Origin of the sequence: Clostridium sp. BL-8, assembly GCF_002006495.1 — a bacterium.
Classification (GTDB): domain Bacteria; phylum Bacillota; class Clostridia; order Clostridiales; family Clostridiaceae; genus Clostridium.
In genome coordinates, this window is record NZ_LZZL01000038.1 from 21,780 (window position 1) to 40,854 (window position 19,075).

Below are 19,075 nucleotides of genomic sequence, written 5' to 3' on the forward strand. Positions count from 1 at the left end.
TTTAGAATGGAGGATTTTAAATGGATCAGCAATTGATTGAAAAAGTAATGAAGCAGGTTTCTAATGAGCTTGGAATTTCTGTTCAAAATCAAAATAGCCCTTCTAAGAATAATAATATAGGAGTGACTGAATTTGTTGGTACTGCAATTGGGGATACGATTGGTCTAGTTATTGCAAGTGTAGATCCAATGCTTACAGATGTTATGAAACTTGGAAAGTATCGTTCAATTGGTATTATTGGCGGAAGAACAGGAGCAGGGCCACAAATAATGGCTGTTGATGATGCTGTAAAAGCTACAAATACAGAAGTTATTTCAGTTGAACTGCCAAGAGACACTAAAGGCGGAGCAGGACATGGAAGCTTAATTTATATAGGAGCAGAAGATGTATCTGATGCAAGGCGTGCAGTAGAAATAGCACTTTCAAGTTTAGATAAGTATTTTGGTGATGTATATGCTAATGATGCAGGCCACTTGGAATTCCAATATACAGCGAGAGCAAGTTATTGTTTAGAAAAGGCTTTTGGTACACCACTTGGAAAAGCATTTGGAATGGTTTGTGCAGGGCCAGCAGCTATAGGTACAGTTTTAGCCGATGTTGCTGTTAAAGCTGCAAATGTTGATGTTGTAGGTTATTGTTCACCTGGTAATGGTACGAGTTATTCTAACGAAGTAATATTAACTTTTAGCGGCGACTCAGGTGCGGTTAGACAAGCTGTAAGAGCATCTATTGATGTTGGTAAGAAATTGCTAGGGGCATTAGGTGATGAACCTAAATCAACAACAAAGCCTTACATTTAAGGAAACAATGTATGAATAAAGTGTTATCTAAAAGTATTTAGATAACAAATAAATTTTTAATTATATAGAAAAAATTTGAGTATATAAAAAGGAGGCATTTAATATGAATTCAGATGCATTAGGAATGGTTGAAACTAAGGGATTAGTTGCTGCAATAGAAGCAGCAGATGCCATGGTAAAAGCAGCAAATGTTAATTTAATAGGATATGAAAAAATAGGTTCAGGACTAGTAACAGTTATGGTACGTGGTGATGTTGGAGCAGTAAAAGCTGCAACAGATGCAGGAGCAGCTTCAGCTAAATTAGTTGGGGAAGTTGTTTCAATTCATGTAATTCCACGTCCTCATACAGACACTGAAAAAATTCTACCTAAATTTATTGAAAAATAAAAGCTTATAGAACATTGTATTTAGAAATCTTCAATAAATGAAGATTTCTAAAACTCTAAGCCGAAGCTGCGGTGTAGAGGAGGGCTAAAATATGATAATGGATGAAGAAAGACTAAGAGAATTAGTTATTAAAGCCATAAAATTAGTACGATTAGAGAATGCTCAAAATTTAGTTATTCCTAAAAAAAAGCTTTATATCATTCTTACAGAGGAATGGAATGGAAGGTACTGGAGTTTTTTTGAGACACTAAATGAACAAAATGAATACGATGCGTATGCGATAATATCAAGTAGTATTATTGGCACACTTCATATAAACAATTTAAAAAAATTTAATGTGTGCAAAGGTATTATTAACGAAAAAGATGTACACTTTGACGAGCGCCTTGAATATATAACTGTATTCCCAATAGTGTCAAGAAACATTGTTGCAAAAACTGCCTTGTGTATTGATGATACTTTTGAAACAAATTGGATTTTTAAGGCTATGGAAAAAGGGCAGAGAATTATTTTCTTAAAATCAGGTTTACAGAAATTTAGTGGCAAGGAGCCCTTAAATTATAGGAATAAAATGCTTGATTATTATAGAACTTTGCTGGAGTTTGATATCGAAATACTAGATTGCATTACTCAAATGGAAAAACTTGACTTAGCTGAAGATTTCAAAGGTGCTTCATCGATAAATTATTTGAAAAATAATAGTGTATTCCTATGTGAAGATGAATTAAGCCGAATAAAAAAAGTAATTACAGAGAAAGAAATAGAAAACTATATACAAGGTAACAAGATAATTTTAAATGATGGTGATATTATAACAGACATGGCTCGTGACAGGGCAAGAAGTCTTAATATTTCAATTATAAGAAGATCACAATTTTAATTAAAGTTTTTAGCACAATGTAGGATTACTATATTTTATAAGAATAATAACATATAAATAAGCCGAGCATTACTTAAAATTTAAAATTTATATCTTGAAAGAGAAGTGAGGTGACAAGATGAGAGAAGCGTTAGGCTTAGTAGAAACTAAAGGGTTATCAACAGCTATATTGGTAGCTGATGCAATGAGCAAGACAGCTAATATTGATATAGTTGGGCTAGAAAACACAAGAGGTTTAGGATATATGACAATAAAAATTAGTGGTGATGTCGGAGCTGTAAATGCTGCAGTTACTTGCGGAAAAAAACTTGCCATAGAAAACAATTCTTTTGTTGCTGCTAAAGTTATTCCACGACCTTCCAATAATGTAGAAGTTACTTTTTGTCAACTTAACAATAATGAAGAGAGTATTTCTAAAGAAATTATCATAGATAAAAAAGAAAATAATAATAATGAAGAACAGGTTATTGAAATGAATGATGTTAGCGAAGATGATAGTAAAAAAGAGGAGTCATCTAATAATGATGTTATCGTCGAGGCTGAGAGTACAGAAGATAAAATGGAAGAGCCATTAGTTGAGAAAGAAAAAAAACAAATCGATTCAGCCAGTTCTGAACAAAAAGTTTTAAGTCCTGAAAAAAACAAAAATAGAAGAAGTAGTAGAAAAAAAGCAGAACCTAAAAAACAAGAAGAGTAATATTAATCAGAAACTTTTGTAAGAAAGGAATGTTTAGAATATGTATATGGCTAAGGTTGTTGGAAATGTTGTAGCTACAAGGAAAGATCCATCATTAGTTGGATATAAATTAATGGTTGTAAAGAGAATAAACTCTAAATGTGAATTCACTGGTGATGAAGAAGTAGCAGCAGATTATGTAGGAGCAGGTATAGGAGATTATGTTTTATTGTGTAAAGGATCAGCCGTACGAGTTGAGGAACAAAAACAAAGAACTGCTATTGACATGGCTGTTATAGGAATTATAGACACTTTCGATGCTTAGGCTATGATAAATGCTTTGATCTAAAGAGTGGAAAGGAGGTTACCATGAATTATGACTTTAAAAATGGTGTTTTTTCTTATGTAAATGATGCGGTTTTATCTGCACAAGGTGCTTACAATATGTACTGTAAACTTACATTAACTGAACGTGAAGAAATTATTAAAGCAATAAAAGAAAAACTTTCAGCGAAGATTTCGGAACTAGCACATATGACTGTTGAAGAAACAGGAATGGGAAATGTAAAAGATAAAATAGAGAAACTTAAATGGGCTATTAATAAGACACCTGGAACTGAAGATTTGATAACAGAAGTCAAAACAGGAGATAATGGAATGACATTGTATGAGTTATCGTCTTATGGTGTAATTTGTGCTATTCATCCATGCACAAATCCATGTGCTACATTAATCAGCAATACAATTGGAATGCTGGCTGGTGGAAATGCAGTTGTTCATTGCCCACATCCAAGAGCAATAAATGTATCTAAGTATGTTACAGAAATTATTAATATTGCCATAAGAGAAAAATGTGGGATTAATAATTTAGTTGTAACATTAAATGAAAGTTCAATAAGTTATACTAATGAAATTATGACCCATCCAGATATATCATTGATTGTAACAACTGGTGGTATTAATGTTTTGAGACAGGCTATGTCATCGGGTAAGAAAGTTATTGGTGCTGGACCAGCTAATCCTACAACCATTGTGGATGAAACAGCTGAAATTAAAAAAGCAGCGAGAGATATTGTTAGAGGTGCTTCATTTGATAATAATATAATGTGCATATCTGAAAAAAGTATAATTGTAGTTTTATCTATTGCAGATAAATTAATAAATGAGCTAATTAAAAATGATGTTTACTATGTAAATAATACTGAAGAAATGCTTAAACTTACCCTTGCAACTTTAACAAGTGATATGAGTATTAACAGAAGCCTTGAAGGAAAAGATGCAAATGAAATTTTAAAAGCAGCAGGAATTCATTGCAATAGGAATATTAAACTTATTGTGGTAGAGACAATAAAGCAGCATCCTTTTGCAACAGTGGAAATGCTTATGCCGCTTATACCTTTAATAAGAGTGGAAAATTTTGAAAGTGCATTAGACACAGCTCTTGAAATAGAACAGGGCTTTAAACATACAGCTACAATTCACTCTCAATCAATTGAAAGATTAAATATTGCTGCAAAAGTAATGCAGACTTCAGTATTTGTTAAAAATGGTGCTTCTTTGGTGGGCATTGGAGTCAATGGTGAAGGAGATGCAAGTTTTACAATTGCTACAGTAACAGGAGAAGGTACTACAACAGCAAGACATTTTACAAGAAGAAGACGTTGTTCACTTACAAATGGGTTTTCAATTCGTTAATGAGATTTTTTGAAATAATAAATAGTGGCTTTAGATGTTAAGGTTAGGAAGTGAATTTGTTGAATAATGTGTATATAAAAACAAAAATTAATTTTGGTGAAAATTCATTAAAGCGTTTAGAAGAAATAAAAAATAAAAACATATGGATAATATGCGATAACTTTCTTGTGAAAAATGGAAGTGTAAAAACTATTTTGAGTTTTATTGATGACAATAATAATGTTTCTATTTTTGATGAGGTTGTACCAGATCCACCATTGGAGGTTATTGGAAAAGGAGTTGCACTAATAAAAAATATATATCCGGATGTTCTTATCGCCTTTGGCGGGGGATCTGCCATCGATACTGCAAAAGGTATTATTTATTTTGCTAAACAGCAAAAATTTATTGATAAAGTTAATTTCATAGCAATTCCAACCACGAGTGGAACAGGATCTGAAGTAACATCAGCTTTTGTTATTACAGATACAGAAGAAAAAATTAAACATATAATTTTAGATGATTATGTATTACCAGATGAAGCAATTTTAGATGCTAAATTAACTGTAACTGTACCTAAAAATATTACAGCTAATACAGGAATTGATGTTTTAACTCACGCAGTAGAAGCCTATGTAGCAAAAAATTCGAATGTTTACTCAGATGCCTTAGCAGAAAAAGCAGTAGAGCTTGTTAATCAAGCCTTGCTTAAGTGCTATAGCAAAGGTGATGATATGGAAGCTAGGGGAAAGATGCATGAAGCTTCTAATTTAGCAGGAATGGCATTTAACATAGCCGGCCTTGGTATAAATCATAGCATCGCTCATCAAATAGGTGGAAGATTTCACATTCCTCATGGGCTAGCAAATGGATTGCTTTTAAATACTGTAATAGATTATAATTGCCAAAATCGTGAAATAGTAAAAAAATATGCAAAGTTAGTATATAAAGCTGGAATGGTTGATAATAAGGAAGATGACTTATTTGCAGTGAAAGTTTTAAAAAGTTATATAACGTCTTTAATGAAGCTTATGAATATGCCAGAAAATTTAAAGGAATTTAATATAGATAAAAATGAATTTGATAAGGTAAAATTGCTAATTGCTGAAAATGCATTAAAGGATAATTGTACAAGTACAAACCCTATAGAGGTGAGTGTTAATGCATTAATAGAATTGATTGAAGCCATATACTGATTTACTCCCAATATGGTAGAATATATTATATAAAAAAATATGCTCTATCAATTTAAGGAGTGGAATAAATGAACGAATTTTATGATAAAACCATTGCTAAAGTTAATGATAATAACGTACAAATTGATGAAAATTTGATTACTAAATTTAATATAATTGACTTGTTTGGTAAAGAAACACTTGAAGATATTCAAGAAAAAATATCTAAAGCAACGGGATTGGCTTTTGTAACTGTTGATTATAGAGGTGAGCCTATCACAAAAATGACATCCTTTACAGAGTTTTGTAATGAAATTAGAAAGAGAGATGATGGGTCAAGTGGCTGCAAGTCATCTGATGCTTTTGGAGGGATTCAATCAGCAGTTACAAAGAAAAGTTGCGTGTATTTTTGCCCCTGTGGTTTATTGGAAATAGCAATACCTATTATTGTTAGAGGACATTATTTAGGAGCGTTTATTGGTGGACAAGTAAGGTGCATAGATGCACCTTTAGGGATTACTAAACTTGAAACCGTTATAGAGAAATCTAAAAAGTATAAAGAAGATAAATATATGCAGGACCTATTCAATTCTATTCCAGTATACAAATATGAAAAATTTCTTGATGTGGCAGAATTAATAGCTCTAATTTTAAATCAGCTTGGTGAAAAGCAAGTTTTTAGACTAATGCAAAATAATTCTTTGAAAAAAGAGGTGCAGGAGCTAAAGGAGTATACAAAGCAATTAGAGGTAGAGAATAATCTAAAGAATAACGAGGTTATAAATTTAAAAGCAGAGTTAAATCCATATTTTTTAATTAATGTATTAAACTCTATCTCAAATTTAGCCATAATTGAGGATTCACCTAGAACTCATGAAATGATAGTAATGTTTTCTGAACTTCTAAAACAAAGCGTTTGTAATGAAAAAAGATATATTACTTTAAGTGATGAAATTTTGAATATTGAAAAATACTTAAAAATTCAAAAGATCAAATACGGAGATTTATTGCAATATTCGATTGATTTTCCACAAAATATGCGTATTCAGAAAATTCCTTTAAATATTCTTATGCCATTTGTTGAGAATGCTGTTTTTTATGGGATTTCAACTAAAATTGAGGGCGGAAAAGTAGAAATAAAGGCTTATTACGAAAAAGAAAATGTAGTGATTAGCATTTATGACAATGGATCAGGTTTTAGTGAAGAAAAAATAGAGGAGAAATTTAAGCTGTTTAAAGGCAACTATGAGGGAGAATATATTCAGATTAGTATGGCTAATGTAAGAAAGAAACTAATAACATTATTTGGAGTCAAATATGATGTTTACATTGAGAATATTAAAAATCAAGGTACAAAAATCATTATAAGATATCCAAAAATATTTGAAGAAAGGAATGTCTAAGGCATGTATCATGTATTAATTGCAGATGATGAACCACTTATGAGACAAGCTTTAGAAATAATGATATCTAAAATAGACGGCTTTGAGGTTACATATTCTGTAGGAATTGGAGAACTTGCAGTTGAAATATGTAAGAACAATAAAGTTGATATAGTTTTTATGGATATTATGATGCCAGGTGAATCAGGTATTGAATGTAGTAAAAAAATATATGATCATAATCCTAAAATTACTATCTTTATAGTATCTTCATATAATAGTTTTGAATTTGCAATCCAAGCTTTAAATACAAAAGTAAAAGCGTATGTTTCAAAACCAGTAGCTCTTTCACAAATAGCGAATCTGTTAAAAAATTACTTAATTGAAAATACTCCAGTAATCAATAGCAGCAAATTAAATAAACTGCAATATGAAGAGTTGTTTTCAATAATTAAGGAAAAAGATTTTAAAAAAGTATATTATGATCTTCCTAAAATAGTACATGATATCTACTTAGAAGAAAAAACTGGTACAAATTCATTAAAAGAATGTTTTATAAATTTAGGATATTGTCTTGTAAATTCTATGTCTTTATCGACTTTAGAAACAATAAAATTTGATGAAATTTTTCCTATTGATGAATTTCTTAAAAGGGATGAAAAGTTTTACGAATTTTGGATGTTTAAAGTAATGAATTTTATTTTTGTGCAAAATAGTACAAGAAAGTATTCATTGCTAGGGAACATATTTGATTATGTTGAGAAACATATTGAAGAGGAAATTGGACTGAATGAAATAATTAACAATTGTTCTGTAAGTCAAGGGTATTTAAGCCGTATTTTTAAGAGTCAATTTAATGTAAGTGTTATGGAATATTTGCATATGAGAAAAATGTATATAGCAAAAAGTTATTTTTGTTTTACTGATTTAAAAATTACGGATGTAGCGTTTAAGCTTGGATATAATGAAAGCAGTTATTTTAGCAAAGTATTTAAAAAATATGAGAATATCACAGTTTATCAATATAAAAAAATGTTATAGAATCTAAAATTAAGGTAGGTGGTGTTAAAAATATGAATGAATATTTTATTACATCAGAATCTGTTACAGAAGGCCATCCTGATAAAATTTGTGATCAAATTTCAGATGCAATTTTAGATGCTTATTTGGAAAAAGATAAGTATTCAAGAGTTGCAGTCGAAAGCATGGTTTCTAAAAATACTATAATGATTGCTGGAGAAATCACATCTAATGCCAAAGTTGATGTGGTAAAAATAGCACGGGAGGTTGTTAGGAATATTGGATATAATGACGATGATATAGGCTTTAATTATAAAACCTGTTTAATCCTTACCAATATAAATACACAATCTTCTGATATAGCTAGAGGTGTTGATAAGGAGAAAGAAAATAGCAGCTCTAGCAAAGAAATTATAGGAGCGGGTGATCAGGGCATAATGTATGGATATGCTTTTGATGAAACAGAAAATTATATGCCGTTAACTTGTGACTTAGCAAATAAATTGACAATGAAGCTTACAGCTTTTAGAAAAGAGGAAGGTGCTTTTTGGCTTAGACCAGATGGCAAAGCTCAAATTACTATGAAGTATGATAAGAATGGAAATCCAATTAAAATTTCAAGTATAGTTGTATCAGCTCAGCATATTCCTAATGTTGATTACGATTATATTAAGAATGCAATTCAATATGATGTTATTTATAGTGTTATAGACAACAAATGGCTAAGTTATGATACAAAAATATTTATAAATCCAACAGGAAGGTTTGTCGTAGGGGGGCCAGCAGGAGATACAGGACTTACAGGAAGAAAAATTATGGTAGACACCTATGGAGGCATAGGCAGACATGGTGGAGGAGCTTTTTCGGGAAAAGATCCAACCAAAGTAGATCGTTCTGCAGCATATATGGCAAGATATGTTGCAAAAAACATAGTTGGTGCAAAATTATCTAAAAAGGCAGAAGTATGCTTAAGTTATGTAATAGGACGAGCTGAACCTGAGGCTATTACTATAGATACTTTTGGTACAGAAACAATAAAAAGTGAATATATAAATGAGATTGTTAAAGATACTTTTTCATTTTCTGTAGCTGATATTTTAGCTCAGCTTGATTTAAGAAAACCTCAGTTCTTAAAAACAGCGGCTTATGGCCATTTTGGAAGAGAAAGTGAGAACTTTAGATGGGAAGAACTTGATAAGGTTCAAATTTTAAAAGAAAAAGCGCTTAAATGCATTTTAAATGAATTTATATAATACTATTTAAATTTAAAATGTTTATCAATCTGGCCTATGTGGATTGTTTATACGAATCATATGTAATATAAAGTTAAAAATGTATTTTAAAGGAGGAAAAATGATGAGTAATGAAGCGTTAGGAATGATAGAAACAAAAGGACTTGTAGGGGCAATTGAAGCTGCTGATGCAATGACAAAAGCAGCAAATGTTGCATTGATAGGATATGAAAAAATAGGTTCAGGGCTTGTAACTGTTATGGTACGTGGCGATGTTGGAGCAGTTAAAGCATCAGTTGATGCAGGAGTTGCAGCTGCAAGAAATGTTGGAGAAGTTGTGTCACAGCACGTTATTCCAAGACCACATACTGATACAGAAAAGCTTTTACCAAAAACAATATTGTAATTTTTTCATGTGTCTAACTAGGAAGTGAGTTGATAAAAATGCAGGGCGAAGAGTTAGTAAAATTAGTTACAAAGATAGTTATAGATAAATTAAGAGATTTAGAGAATAATAAAATTCCAATAGGAGTATCAAATAGACATGTTCATGTAAGTCAAGAAGATTTAGAAAAGTTATTTGGTAAAGGATATAAGTTGACCAAGAAAAGTGAATTAAAGCAGCCAGGGCAGTTTGCAGCTAATGAAACTGTAACAATAAGAGGACCTAAAGGTGAATTTGAAAAAGTTCGTATCTTAGGTCCCGTTAGGGAAAAAAGCCAAGTTGAGATTTCATTAACAGATAGTTTTAGGTTAGGTGTTAAAGCGCCAATAAAAGAATCAGGAGATCTTGATAATACTCCGGGCCTTGAAATTGTAGGCCCTTGTGACAGTATAAAAATTCCACAAGGAACAATTGTTGCCTTAAGGCATATTCATATGACACCTGAATGTGCCGAAAGAATGGGAGTTAAAGATAAAGAAGTAGTAGAAGTTGAGACAATAGGTGAAAGGCGTGGAATCTTAAGAGATGTTTTAATTCGTGTTTCTAATAAGTCAGCTTTTGAAATGCATATTGACCTTGATGAAGCTAATGCTTGTTGTTTAAGAAATAATGACTTTGTGATCTTACACAAAATAATTGATGAATAATGAAAAATCGTTGTTAATCATTTATGTTCATAAGGAGGATAAAGATGTTTATAGAAAATGAATTGTTAGATAAGTTTTCTAAATTAATTAGCGAAAATAAATGTAATAGTTTTGAAGGAGAACTTAGAACAGGAGTAGACTTAGGAACAGCTAATATTGTTATATCAGTAATTGATGCAAATAATGTTCCGGTTGCAGGGGCTACTTATCCATCTTCTGTTGTTAAAGATGGGATTGTTGTTGATTTTGTTGGTGCTATAAACATTTTAAAAAGGTTAAAAGTTAAACTTGAAGGCATTATTGGGAAGGAATTGTTAACAGCAGCAACAGCAGTTCCACCTGGAATTATTGATGGAAATGTAAAATGCATAGCGAATGTTGTTGAAGCAGCAGGTTTTGATGTCATAAATATAGTTGATGAACCTACTGCTGCGGCAGACGTATTAGAAATCAAAGATGGTGCAGTAGTTGATGTAGGTGGTGGAACAACAGGTATAAGTATATTAAAAGATGGAAAAGTTGTTTTCACTGCAGATGAAGCTACAGGTGGTACTCATATGACACTAGTAATTGCAGGATATTATGGTATTTCCATTGAAGAAGCGGAAGCATTGAAAAAAGATCCTAAAAAAAATAAAGAAATCTTTTCAATCATAAGGCCAGTTGTTCAAAAAATGGCATCAATAGTAAAAAAGTATTTGAAAGACTATGATGTTCCTGCAATTTATGTTGTTGGTGGAGCATGTTCATTTGAAGAATTTAATGAAGTATTTGAAAAAGAAATAGGAATTAAAACAATAAAATCAAATGAACCATTACTTGTAACTCCTTTAGGAATTGCAATGAATTGTAAAATAATTAAAGAGAGGTAGTAGATTATGGAAATAAATGAGCTATTAATTGAAAAATTAGTTAGACAAGCAATAAAAGAAGTAAAGAATGAAAACAATATAGATTTTAATAATGTAATTGCTTCAAAAAATTATGGTATTTTTGATACCATGGATGCAGCTGTTGAAGCCTCAGTTATTGCTCAAAAGAATTTATTAAAAACTTCGATGAAGGAAAGACAAAAGTATGTTGATACTATAAAAACTGTAGTACTCAAAAAAGAAAATTTGGAATTTATTTCGAGAATGTCTGTAGATGAGACTGGAATAGGAAAGTATGAACATAAATTAATTAAGAATAGAGTAGCAGCTGAAAAAACTCCGGGTACTGAAGATTTAGTAACAGAAGCTATAACAGGAGATAATGGAATTACTTTAATTGAATATTGTCCATTCGGAGTAATTGGATCTATTACTCCTACTACAAATCCAACTGAAACTGTTATTTGCAACTCAATTTCAATGATTGCTGGTGGTAATACTGTAGTATTTAGTCCACATCCAAGAGCAAAAAATGTTACTACAAAATTAATAACTATGATAAATAAAGCATTAGAGAAAGTTGGAGCACCAGATAATCTTATTGTAACTCTTAAAGAACCTTCTATTGAAAATACAAATATTATGATGGAGCATCCAAAAATTCGAATGCTTGTAGCTACTGGTGGACCAGCTATAGTTAAAAAGGTTATGTCTACAGGTAAAAAAGCAATTGGTGCAGGTGCAGGAAATCCACCAGTTGTTGTTGATGAAACTGCAGACATCGAAAAAGCTGCAATGGACATCATAAATGGCTGCAGTTTTGATAATAATGTTCCATGTATTGCAGAAAAAGAAGTTTTTGCAGTTGATCAGATTTGTGATTATTTAATTCATAATATGAAGTTTAACGGTGCTTATGAAATAAAAGACAGAGATGTTATTGAAAAACTTTTAGCATTAGTTACTAATGAAAAAGGTGGACCTAAAGTTTCTTTTGTTGGTAAGAGTGCACCATATATTTTAAATCAATTAGGAATTAAAGTTGATGATAGCGTAAAAGTAATTATAATGGAGGTTGATCGAAATCATCACTTTGTAATAGAAGAAATGATGATGCCAATTTTGCCAATAGTAAGAGTCAGCAATGTTGATGAAGCTATTGAATGTGCTTACGTTGCTGAACATGGCAATAGACATACAGCAATGATGCATTCTAAAAATGTTGATAAGCTTACTAAAATGGCTAGGCTTCTTGAAACAACAATTTTTGTTAAAAATGCACCATCTTATGCGGGAATAGGCGTTGGAGGAGAAGGACACACAACATTTACTATTGCAGGACCTACAGGTGAAGGGCTTACATCAGCTAGATCTTTTTGCAGAAAACGTAAATGTGTAATGGTCGATGCGTTTCATATAAGATAATATTAAAGCGATTCTAACAATTACAATTTATATAGTGATTAAACAAAATTTTATGTTGAAAAAATAAGAAGTGAAGTTCTTTCTCAAAGAGCTTCACTTCTCACATTTTACACGCCTTTTAAAAGGAGTAATAATCTGTAAAATAAGTATAGATATATATTAAATATGTGCTATTTTTTAGGTCTCAACATCGCAATCAACCAAACTCAAAGTACGAAGTAGCTATTTAGAATATTGTTCTTTGAAAATTGAATAATATAATGTTTACAAAATATGTTATAATTGATTTGTAATGGCAAATTAAAGCGAACTATATGTTAAATTGAGAAGGGGGAAAATATACGATGAAAGCACAAATTAATCTTATTACGATTTGGACAAATGATATAAATAAAATGAAGAATTTCTATAATCAAGTTCTCGGATTTAGAATTGAAAATGATCTTGGGAATTATGTTGAATTTGAAAACGATGGAGTAAGGTTTGCTATTTGTCTGAGGGATGTTATGTATGTTTATAGTAATGAATATATGAAAGAGTCATTTGGACAGGGCTTTGAACTTGCTTTTCCATGTGAAAATCATAAAGATGTTGATGAATCATTTAAGAAGTTAATCTCTAAAGGAGCAACTCCTATTCATGAACCACAAGATATGCCTTGGAGTCAAAGAACAGCACTATTTGCAGACCCAGATGGAAATATACATGAAATTTTTGCAGAAATTCAATAGTACGTAGTTTTCTTAAAATTATAAATTAAAAAAATAAGTATTAAATTGTAAAATCGTATTATTCAAGAGATTGAATTTACGATTTTTATGCATAATTCTACAAATGAATGTAGATCTGAAACAATATGTAGATTTGAAGTAGTAGTTATAAAAATGTTATTTGAAAATCGAATAATATGATAAATTGAAAACATGCAGTAATGTATTCATAATAATGTGCTAAATCAATAATTTGGTGCAAATGGAAAGTTTATGCGGAATTTTTAGGAGGAATTTTTTATGAAGGTGAAAGCTTATACATTAAGTTCATTTGCAAAATGCGCAGAGGGAGGGAATCCTGCTGGAGTTGTGCTTAATGCAGATGATTTATCAGAAGATAGTATGAAAAAAATTGCGGGTATAATTGGTTTTAGTGAGACTGCATTTGTCATGAAATCAGGATTAGCAGACTTTAAAGTTAGGTTTTTTACACCGAATGAAGAGGTTGACATTTGTGGACATGCCACGATAGGAACCTTTAGTACATTGTTAAGTAAAAGAGTAATTAAACCTGGTAAGTACCTTCAAGAAACTAAAGCAGGAATTTTAAGTGTGGAGTTAAAAGAAGATTTTTCAATAATGATGAACCAAAATGCTCCAAGTTATCATCAAACAATATCTAAGGAAGAAATTGCAGATTCATTGAATATTACTATAAATGAAATGATTGAAGAACTGCCAGTGCAAATAGTATCTACAGGCCTTAGGGATATACTTATACCAATTAAGAATATAGATATGGTTAATGCAATAAAGCCTAATTTTGAAAAAGTATCAGAAATTAGCAGTAAATATAATACGATTGGCTATCATATTTTTACGCTTGAATCTCTTAATGATTCAAATGCCTACTGTAGGAATTTTGCGCCACTCTATGGAATACCTGAAGAATCTGCAACTGGTACATCTAATGGTGCTCTTGCATGTTATCTACTTAAATATGATAAAATTAAATCTGACAATGCTAATCATATAATTATTGAGCAAGGTTATTCAATGGGAAAGCCTTCAGAAATAATTGTTGCTTTAAGAACTGAAGGCGAAGAAGTTATTGAAGTCAAGGTCGGCGGAAAAGCATTGAATTTAGCAGAGATAGAGGTTCAAATATAGTATATAAGCTAAAACTTATTAATAAAGCTCAATAATATCCATACAATATTTTATGTTATATGGATATGTATAAAATATGAATTAATAAAAAGTAAAAAATAGATTAAAAAGTCACATTATTCATAAGTGAAAATGTGATTTTTTTAGTGCGTAATTCTAAAACATACTTTGATAAAATCAATAAATACAAAATTGAATTTGGATTTTCTAAAATTCAAGATAATGAAACTATGAGTCTTTCAATATATTAACACACAATTTTATTGAGTTATGAATGATTAAAACTAAATAACACATTGTAAAATCACATTATTCAAATTAGAGCTAAATATGACAAATTAATTAAGAACTTCTTAATTCTGATAATGAAGAAGTTTTTATACTTAAAGCTATGTTATACTCAAGGAAGTATTTATAAATACTGTATTATAATGGTGATTTATTATAGAGTATTTATAATGAAAGAATTACGATATTTGTAGGGAGTGATTATAAATGTATTTGAATATATGGAAAAAGAAACAAAAGCTTAACAACAAAAGTAAAAAAATATCAATAAAATACGTATTTTTAAGTTTAATTTTACTAATTTTAATGTTAGGTTTTATTTATGAAAGAATAGGTGAATATATAGATACTAAAAACTTTCCTATAGTCGGAGAAATGGTTGAAGTAAATAATCATAAAATCAACGTTTTTAGTGAAGGTAAAGGAAATTCAACTGTTGTTTTTTGCGCAGGACATACGGAACCTAATTCCTATGCAGATTTTTATCCTCTTTATAATGAAATTTCAAAGTATGCTAAGGTAGTAACTTACGATAGACCTGGTCATGGGTGGAGTGAAGTTACAGACGCACCAAGAGACATAGATACTATAGTAGAAGAAATGCATGAGGCGCTTGAAGATTCAGGACAAAGAGCTCCTTATATACTAGTTGGACATTCATATGCATCATTACAAGTAATAAGATTTGCACAAATGTATAGAAATGAAGTATCAGGAATAGTTCTAATAGATGGTGGTAATCCAGAGTATTATGCTGAAAATGGTTTAGAAATTCCTAAGAGTACAGCTTATTCTTATAAATTTTTAAAATCTATAGGAATAGCACGGCTAGTGATTAATCATACAAATTACTATTCAAAAAATCTTAATTTACTCCCAGATAATTTACAACAAACATATTTATCAATGATTCTAACAACTATGTATAATACCAATATTGTAGAAGAAGGTAATTTGGCAAGGAATAATGCTAAAACTGTATTGGAAAATGGACATTTAGGTGATTTACCCATAAAAATTCTAACGGCTCCAGATGATGATATATGGAATAACAGTCAAGCTAAATTAAAAGAATGGTCAACAAATAGCGAGCAAATAGTAGTTGAGGGTGCAGGACATGCAATATATCACACACATCCTGATGTAATAAATAATGAGATATTAAAACTGATAGAAAACTGAATATAAAGTAATTAAAGAATTTTTTGGTTGATTATTGTAGAGAAGCAGGTTTCACAGAACTGTTTTTTATACTGATATTTGTGACTATTATGAAAAAACTGGATGGAGATATTTTGAAGATGGTATTGAATATTCAGGGGAATATTTAAAAATGTATAAAAAAAGAAATTAGTAAGTAATACATAATGATAAGGACAATATATAGATTTATTTATACTTAAATTTATATATTATCCCTATTATTTTATATTATTTATAATCTGATTTAGACGTATCAAGTTTTAGTTGCTCTTCGCCCCATATATATAATTCCTTAAATGTGGGAAGTAAGGCCTTACCTCTTTCTGTCAAAGAATATTCAACCTTAGGAGGAATGGTTTCATATTGAGTTCTAACAATTAGCTTATGTTCTTCTAATTCTTTTAAAGACTTTGTAAGCATCATATTAGTAATACCTTTAACTTTTCGTTTTAATTCATTATATCTAGTAAAATCTTTGCTGGATAAACACCACAAGATAGGTAGTTTCCATTTTTGACCTAAAATATTAAGTGCATATATAACAGGACATTTCCTTTCATATACATTATCAGCAGGGAATTCTTTATCATAATTCATATACTCATCCATAATCACAACTCCTTCAAAGTCAATAGTATACTTTTTATACTGAAACAGAAAAAACTGCATACTTGTATATCTCTGCTCCTATGTTATATTAATTATAACAAAAAGTTAAAAATAAAACATTATAAAGAGAAGTATATAGAAAAAGGAGTTTTATTATGAAAGTTTATGGTATTAACGGGAGCCCAAGAAAAAATAAAAATACAGCTACATTACTTCAAAAAGCTTTAGATGGAGTGAAAGAATCTACAAAAGATGAAGAAATTGAAACTGAAATAATTAATTTATATGATTTAAACTATACTGGGTGTATAAGTTGCTTTGCTTGTAAAAGACTTGGAAGTAAAAGTTATGGAAAATGTGCAGTAAAAGACGATCTTCAAGAAATTTTTGAAAAAGTATCTCAAGCTGATGGGCTTATTTTTAGTTCTCCAGTATATTTTAGTAATGTAACAGGTAAATTCCTATCATTTTTAGAAAGACTATTATTTCCCTATCTTGTGTATGACAATAAGGGTACTTCATTGGCGCCAAAGAGGATGCCAACAGCATTCATTTATACAATGAATGTTAAAGAGGAAGTAATGGAGCAAATTGGTTATTTAAAAACTTTTGAGCGCATGGAATCTAATATTGGACATATATTCACAAAACCATCAGTTATGTATTCAAATAATACTTATCAATTTGATGATTACTCAAAATATAAAGTTGAATCTTTTTCTGAGGAAGAAAAAGCAGCACATAGAAAAATTCAATTTCCTTTAGATTGTCAAAAAGCATTTGAATTAGGTGCAAATTTAATAAAGAATTAGAAATAAATTAATATATTAAATTACAATAAAATTTTCTTACAACTAATAATATAATCATAAGAATTTTTAGGAATGTCTAACAAATAATGTAGAATATTAACTAGAATGAATAACTCTGTTAAAATATCCTTATTGAATTTAATATTTTAACGGAGTTTTATATTTAAATATATTAGTGAGTAAGTACTTATATAGTTAATGCCTAACCTTCTTAAGTTATGAAATAGTAAAAATAAATAGCAAATTGTAAAATCGTATTATTCAAAAGGAATTGAATTTACGATTTTTTTGTGTAATTTGTAAATTTGACGCAGTAAATTATAAAAAGGTTCTTTGAAAATTGAGTGATGTGGTATTTTACAATATGTTATAATTACTGTAGAATAAGTGGGAATTTAGGGGAAAGAAGTGATAAAGTATGTTTCTTAGTTTTTTTCAAAATGCATGTATTTTAATAGCATCTCTGAGTATTATTCACCATTTTATAAAGGATAGAAAAATTTCACGAGATATGCCATTAAAAAGTAAGGTTTTATGGGGATTATATAACGGCATATTAGGTATAATACTTATGATAAATAGTGTCCCTACTACATCAGAGACTTTTATTGATTTTAGGTACGTACCAATTTTATTTTCTGCTCTCTATAGTGGTTTTTTATCTTCAATTGTTTCTTCAATTTTGATAGGTATTTTTAGATTTCTAATTTTAGGAATATCTAATACATCAGTAATTGGATTAATAATGGCTTTGCTTATAGGGATTGGATTTGGATTTATTTCTTTATTAAAGCTATCAAGGAGAAATCAATATGTTTATTGTATGCTCTTCTTTATTGTATTGTCAGTTGCTTCAGCCTTTGTAGTACCAGTACCACAAAATCCAGCAGTGTTTTTTCAAACAATGATATTATACTATTCTGGATATTTAATAGTATCTTATCTCTCAATTAAATATGCAGACTATATACTGGAAATAATTAAAATTTATCAAAGATTAAAAAATGAAGCAACAAAAGATTACTTGACTGGTTTGAATAATGTAAGGCAATTTGATAATAGTTTTAATAGTATTTCTCAGATGGCTATACGAAAAGAAGAAGAGTTATCTATGTTACTTATAGATATTGATTTTTTTAAGAAAATAAATGATACCTATGGTCATAATGCAGGAGATACTATTTTAAAAAGTTTAACTCCAATCTTTATTAATACGTGTAGGACTTATGATGTTATATCTAGAATTGGGGGGGAAGAGTTCTCTATAATATTATTGGATTGTTCAGAATCTAAGGCTGTTAAAATTGCAGAAAGATTAAGGAAAAATGTTGAAAATAATGATTTTTACATTTCAGATAATGAATCTATAAAAATTACAATTTCAATCGGAATATCATCATATCCTAAACTGACAAGTCAAATTGATAATTTGCTTGAAAATGCTGATATTGCATTGTATCAAGCAAAAAACAATGGGAGAAATAAAGTGGTTGTATTTAACAATGAAAAAAATAATATATAATATTCATTTACGAATTAATAAAAGCCCATTATATTAAAATGTCAAGATAAGGATATCAGTCTGAACTTAAAAAATATTATTATGTGAACTTAAGAAATAAATATTCAAGATATTGTTATTGAAGTTAAATAAAAGCCCCTGATAA

20 protein-coding genes are annotated in these 19,075 nt (G+C 29.9%); 19 read left to right on the top strand and 1 reads right to left on the bottom strand.

Features of this window, described 5'->3' with window-relative positions; genetic code table 11:
- Positions 1 to 20: 20 nt before the first annotated feature.
- The 17 genes from pduB to CLOBL_RS14250 all read left to right on the top strand — a co-directional run bounded on the left by pduB (position 21) and on the right by CLOBL_RS14250 (position 15,966).
- Entirely contained in the window at positions 21 to 800 is a 780-nt protein-coding gene (gene pduB / locus CLOBL_RS14170) for a propanediol utilization microcompartment protein PduB (protein ID WP_077859629.1), read from the top strand.
- Between the two features lie 103 nt (positions 801 to 903).
- On the top strand, positions 904 to 1,188 hold the full coding sequence (pduA, locus tag CLOBL_RS14175) for a propanediol utilization microcompartment protein PduA (protein WP_077859630.1): 285 nt from the start codon (positions 904 to 906) through the stop codon (positions 1,186 to 1,188).
- 91 nt (positions 1,189 to 1,279) lie between these two features.
- Positions 1,280 to 2,068 carry a hypothetical protein gene (locus tag CLOBL_RS14180; RefSeq protein WP_077859631.1) on the top strand — a complete coding sequence of 263 codons (789 nt, stop codon included), beginning with the start codon at positions 1,280 to 1,282 and terminating at the stop codon, positions 2,066 to 2,068.
- 118 nt (positions 2,069 to 2,186) lie between these two features.
- A complete protein-coding gene (locus CLOBL_RS14185) occupies positions 2,187 to 2,765 on the top strand; it encodes a BMC domain-containing protein (RefSeq protein ID WP_077859632.1) in 579 nt (192 codons plus the stop codon).
- A 40-nt stretch (positions 2,766 to 2,805) separates the two neighbouring features.
- Positions 2,806 to 3,069 carry a EutN/CcmL family microcompartment protein gene (locus CLOBL_RS14190; RefSeq protein ID WP_077859633.1) on the top strand — a complete coding sequence of 88 codons (264 nt, stop codon included), beginning with the start codon at positions 2,806 to 2,808 and terminating at the stop codon, positions 3,067 to 3,069.
- A gap of 44 nt (positions 3,070 to 3,113) precedes the next feature.
- Complete coding sequence (locus CLOBL_RS14195; RefSeq protein ID WP_077859634.1) at positions 3,114 to 4,439, top strand: aldehyde dehydrogenase family protein; 1,326 nt, start codon at positions 3,114 to 3,116, stop codon at positions 4,437 to 4,439.
- Positions 4,440 to 4,507: 68 nt separating this feature from the next.
- Entirely contained in the window at positions 4,508 to 5,614 is a 1,107-nt protein-coding gene (locus tag CLOBL_RS14200) for a 1-propanol dehydrogenase PduQ (RefSeq protein WP_347472850.1), read from the top strand.
- Positions 5,615 to 5,682: 68 nt separating this feature from the next.
- Positions 5,683 to 6,996, top strand: a complete 1,314-nt coding sequence (locus CLOBL_RS14205) for a PocR ligand-binding domain-containing protein (RefSeq protein ID WP_077859636.1) — start codon at positions 5,683 to 5,685, stop codon at positions 6,994 to 6,996.
- A 3-nt stretch (positions 6,997 to 6,999) separates the two neighbouring features.
- Complete coding sequence (locus tag CLOBL_RS14210; RefSeq protein WP_077859637.1) at positions 7,000 to 8,016, top strand: response regulator; 1,017 nt, start codon at positions 7,000 to 7,002, stop codon at positions 8,014 to 8,016.
- Between the two features lie 32 nt (positions 8,017 to 8,048).
- A complete protein-coding gene (metK, locus tag CLOBL_RS14215; RefSeq protein WP_077859638.1) occupies positions 8,049 to 9,248 on the top strand; it encodes a methionine adenosyltransferase in 1,200 nt (399 codons plus the stop codon).
- 103 nt (positions 9,249 to 9,351) lie between these two features.
- Positions 9,352 to 9,633: a BMC domain-containing protein gene (locus CLOBL_RS14220; RefSeq protein ID WP_077859639.1), complete on the top strand. Its 282-nt coding sequence runs from the start codon at positions 9,352 to 9,354 to the stop codon at positions 9,631 to 9,633.
- Between the two features lie 38 nt (positions 9,634 to 9,671).
- Positions 9,672 to 10,319 (top strand): phosphate propanoyltransferase, encoded by a 648-nt coding sequence (locus CLOBL_RS14225; RefSeq protein WP_077859640.1) that lies wholly within the window; start codon positions 9,672 to 9,674, stop codon positions 10,317 to 10,319.
- Between the two features lie 44 nt (positions 10,320 to 10,363).
- The gene (gene eutJ / locus CLOBL_RS14230) at positions 10,364 to 11,191 is read left to right on the top strand and encodes an ethanolamine utilization protein EutJ (protein WP_077859641.1); all 828 of its coding nucleotides are present in this window, start codon (positions 10,364 to 10,366) and stop codon (positions 11,189 to 11,191) included.
- A gap of 6 nt (positions 11,192 to 11,197) precedes the next feature.
- A complete protein-coding gene (locus tag CLOBL_RS14235) occupies positions 11,198 to 12,616 on the top strand; it encodes an aldehyde dehydrogenase family protein (RefSeq protein WP_077859642.1) in 1,419 nt (472 codons plus the stop codon).
- Positions 12,617 to 12,960: 344 nt separating this feature from the next.
- Positions 12,961 to 13,347, top strand: a complete 387-nt coding sequence (locus CLOBL_RS14240) for a VOC family protein (RefSeq protein WP_077859643.1) — start codon at positions 12,961 to 12,963, stop codon at positions 13,345 to 13,347.
- A gap of 279 nt (positions 13,348 to 13,626) precedes the next feature.
- Positions 13,627 to 14,496 carry a PhzF family phenazine biosynthesis protein gene (locus CLOBL_RS14245; RefSeq protein ID WP_009171104.1) on the top strand — a complete coding sequence of 290 codons (870 nt, stop codon included), beginning with the start codon at positions 13,627 to 13,629 and terminating at the stop codon, positions 14,494 to 14,496.
- Positions 14,497 to 14,991: 495 nt separating this feature from the next.
- Positions 14,992 to 15,966: an alpha/beta hydrolase gene (locus tag CLOBL_RS14250; RefSeq protein ID WP_077859644.1), complete on the top strand. Its 975-nt coding sequence runs from the start codon at positions 14,992 to 14,994 to the stop codon at positions 15,964 to 15,966.
- 249 nt (positions 15,967 to 16,215) lie between these two features.
- Here CLOBL_RS14250 and CLOBL_RS14255 read toward each other — a convergent pair whose 3' ends face one another.
- Positions 16,216 to 16,596: a helix-turn-helix domain-containing protein gene (locus CLOBL_RS14255; protein WP_077859645.1), complete on the bottom strand. Its 381-nt coding sequence runs from the start codon at positions 16,594 to 16,596 to the stop codon at positions 16,216 to 16,218.
- 155 nt (positions 16,597 to 16,751) lie between these two features.
- Between CLOBL_RS14255 and CLOBL_RS14260 the strand changes: the two genes are divergently transcribed.
- Together CLOBL_RS14260 and CLOBL_RS14265 are read left to right on the top strand one after the other, a co-directional pair.
- On the top strand, positions 16,752 to 17,408 hold the full coding sequence (locus tag CLOBL_RS14260; RefSeq protein WP_077859646.1) for a flavodoxin family protein: 657 nt from the start codon (positions 16,752 to 16,754) through the stop codon (positions 17,406 to 17,408).
- Between the two features lie 418 nt (positions 17,409 to 17,826).
- On the top strand, positions 17,827 to 18,930 hold the full coding sequence (locus tag CLOBL_RS14265) for a diguanylate cyclase (RefSeq protein WP_077859647.1): 1,104 nt from the start codon (positions 17,827 to 17,829) through the stop codon (positions 18,928 to 18,930).
- Positions 18,931 to 19,075 lie beyond the last annotated feature (145 nt).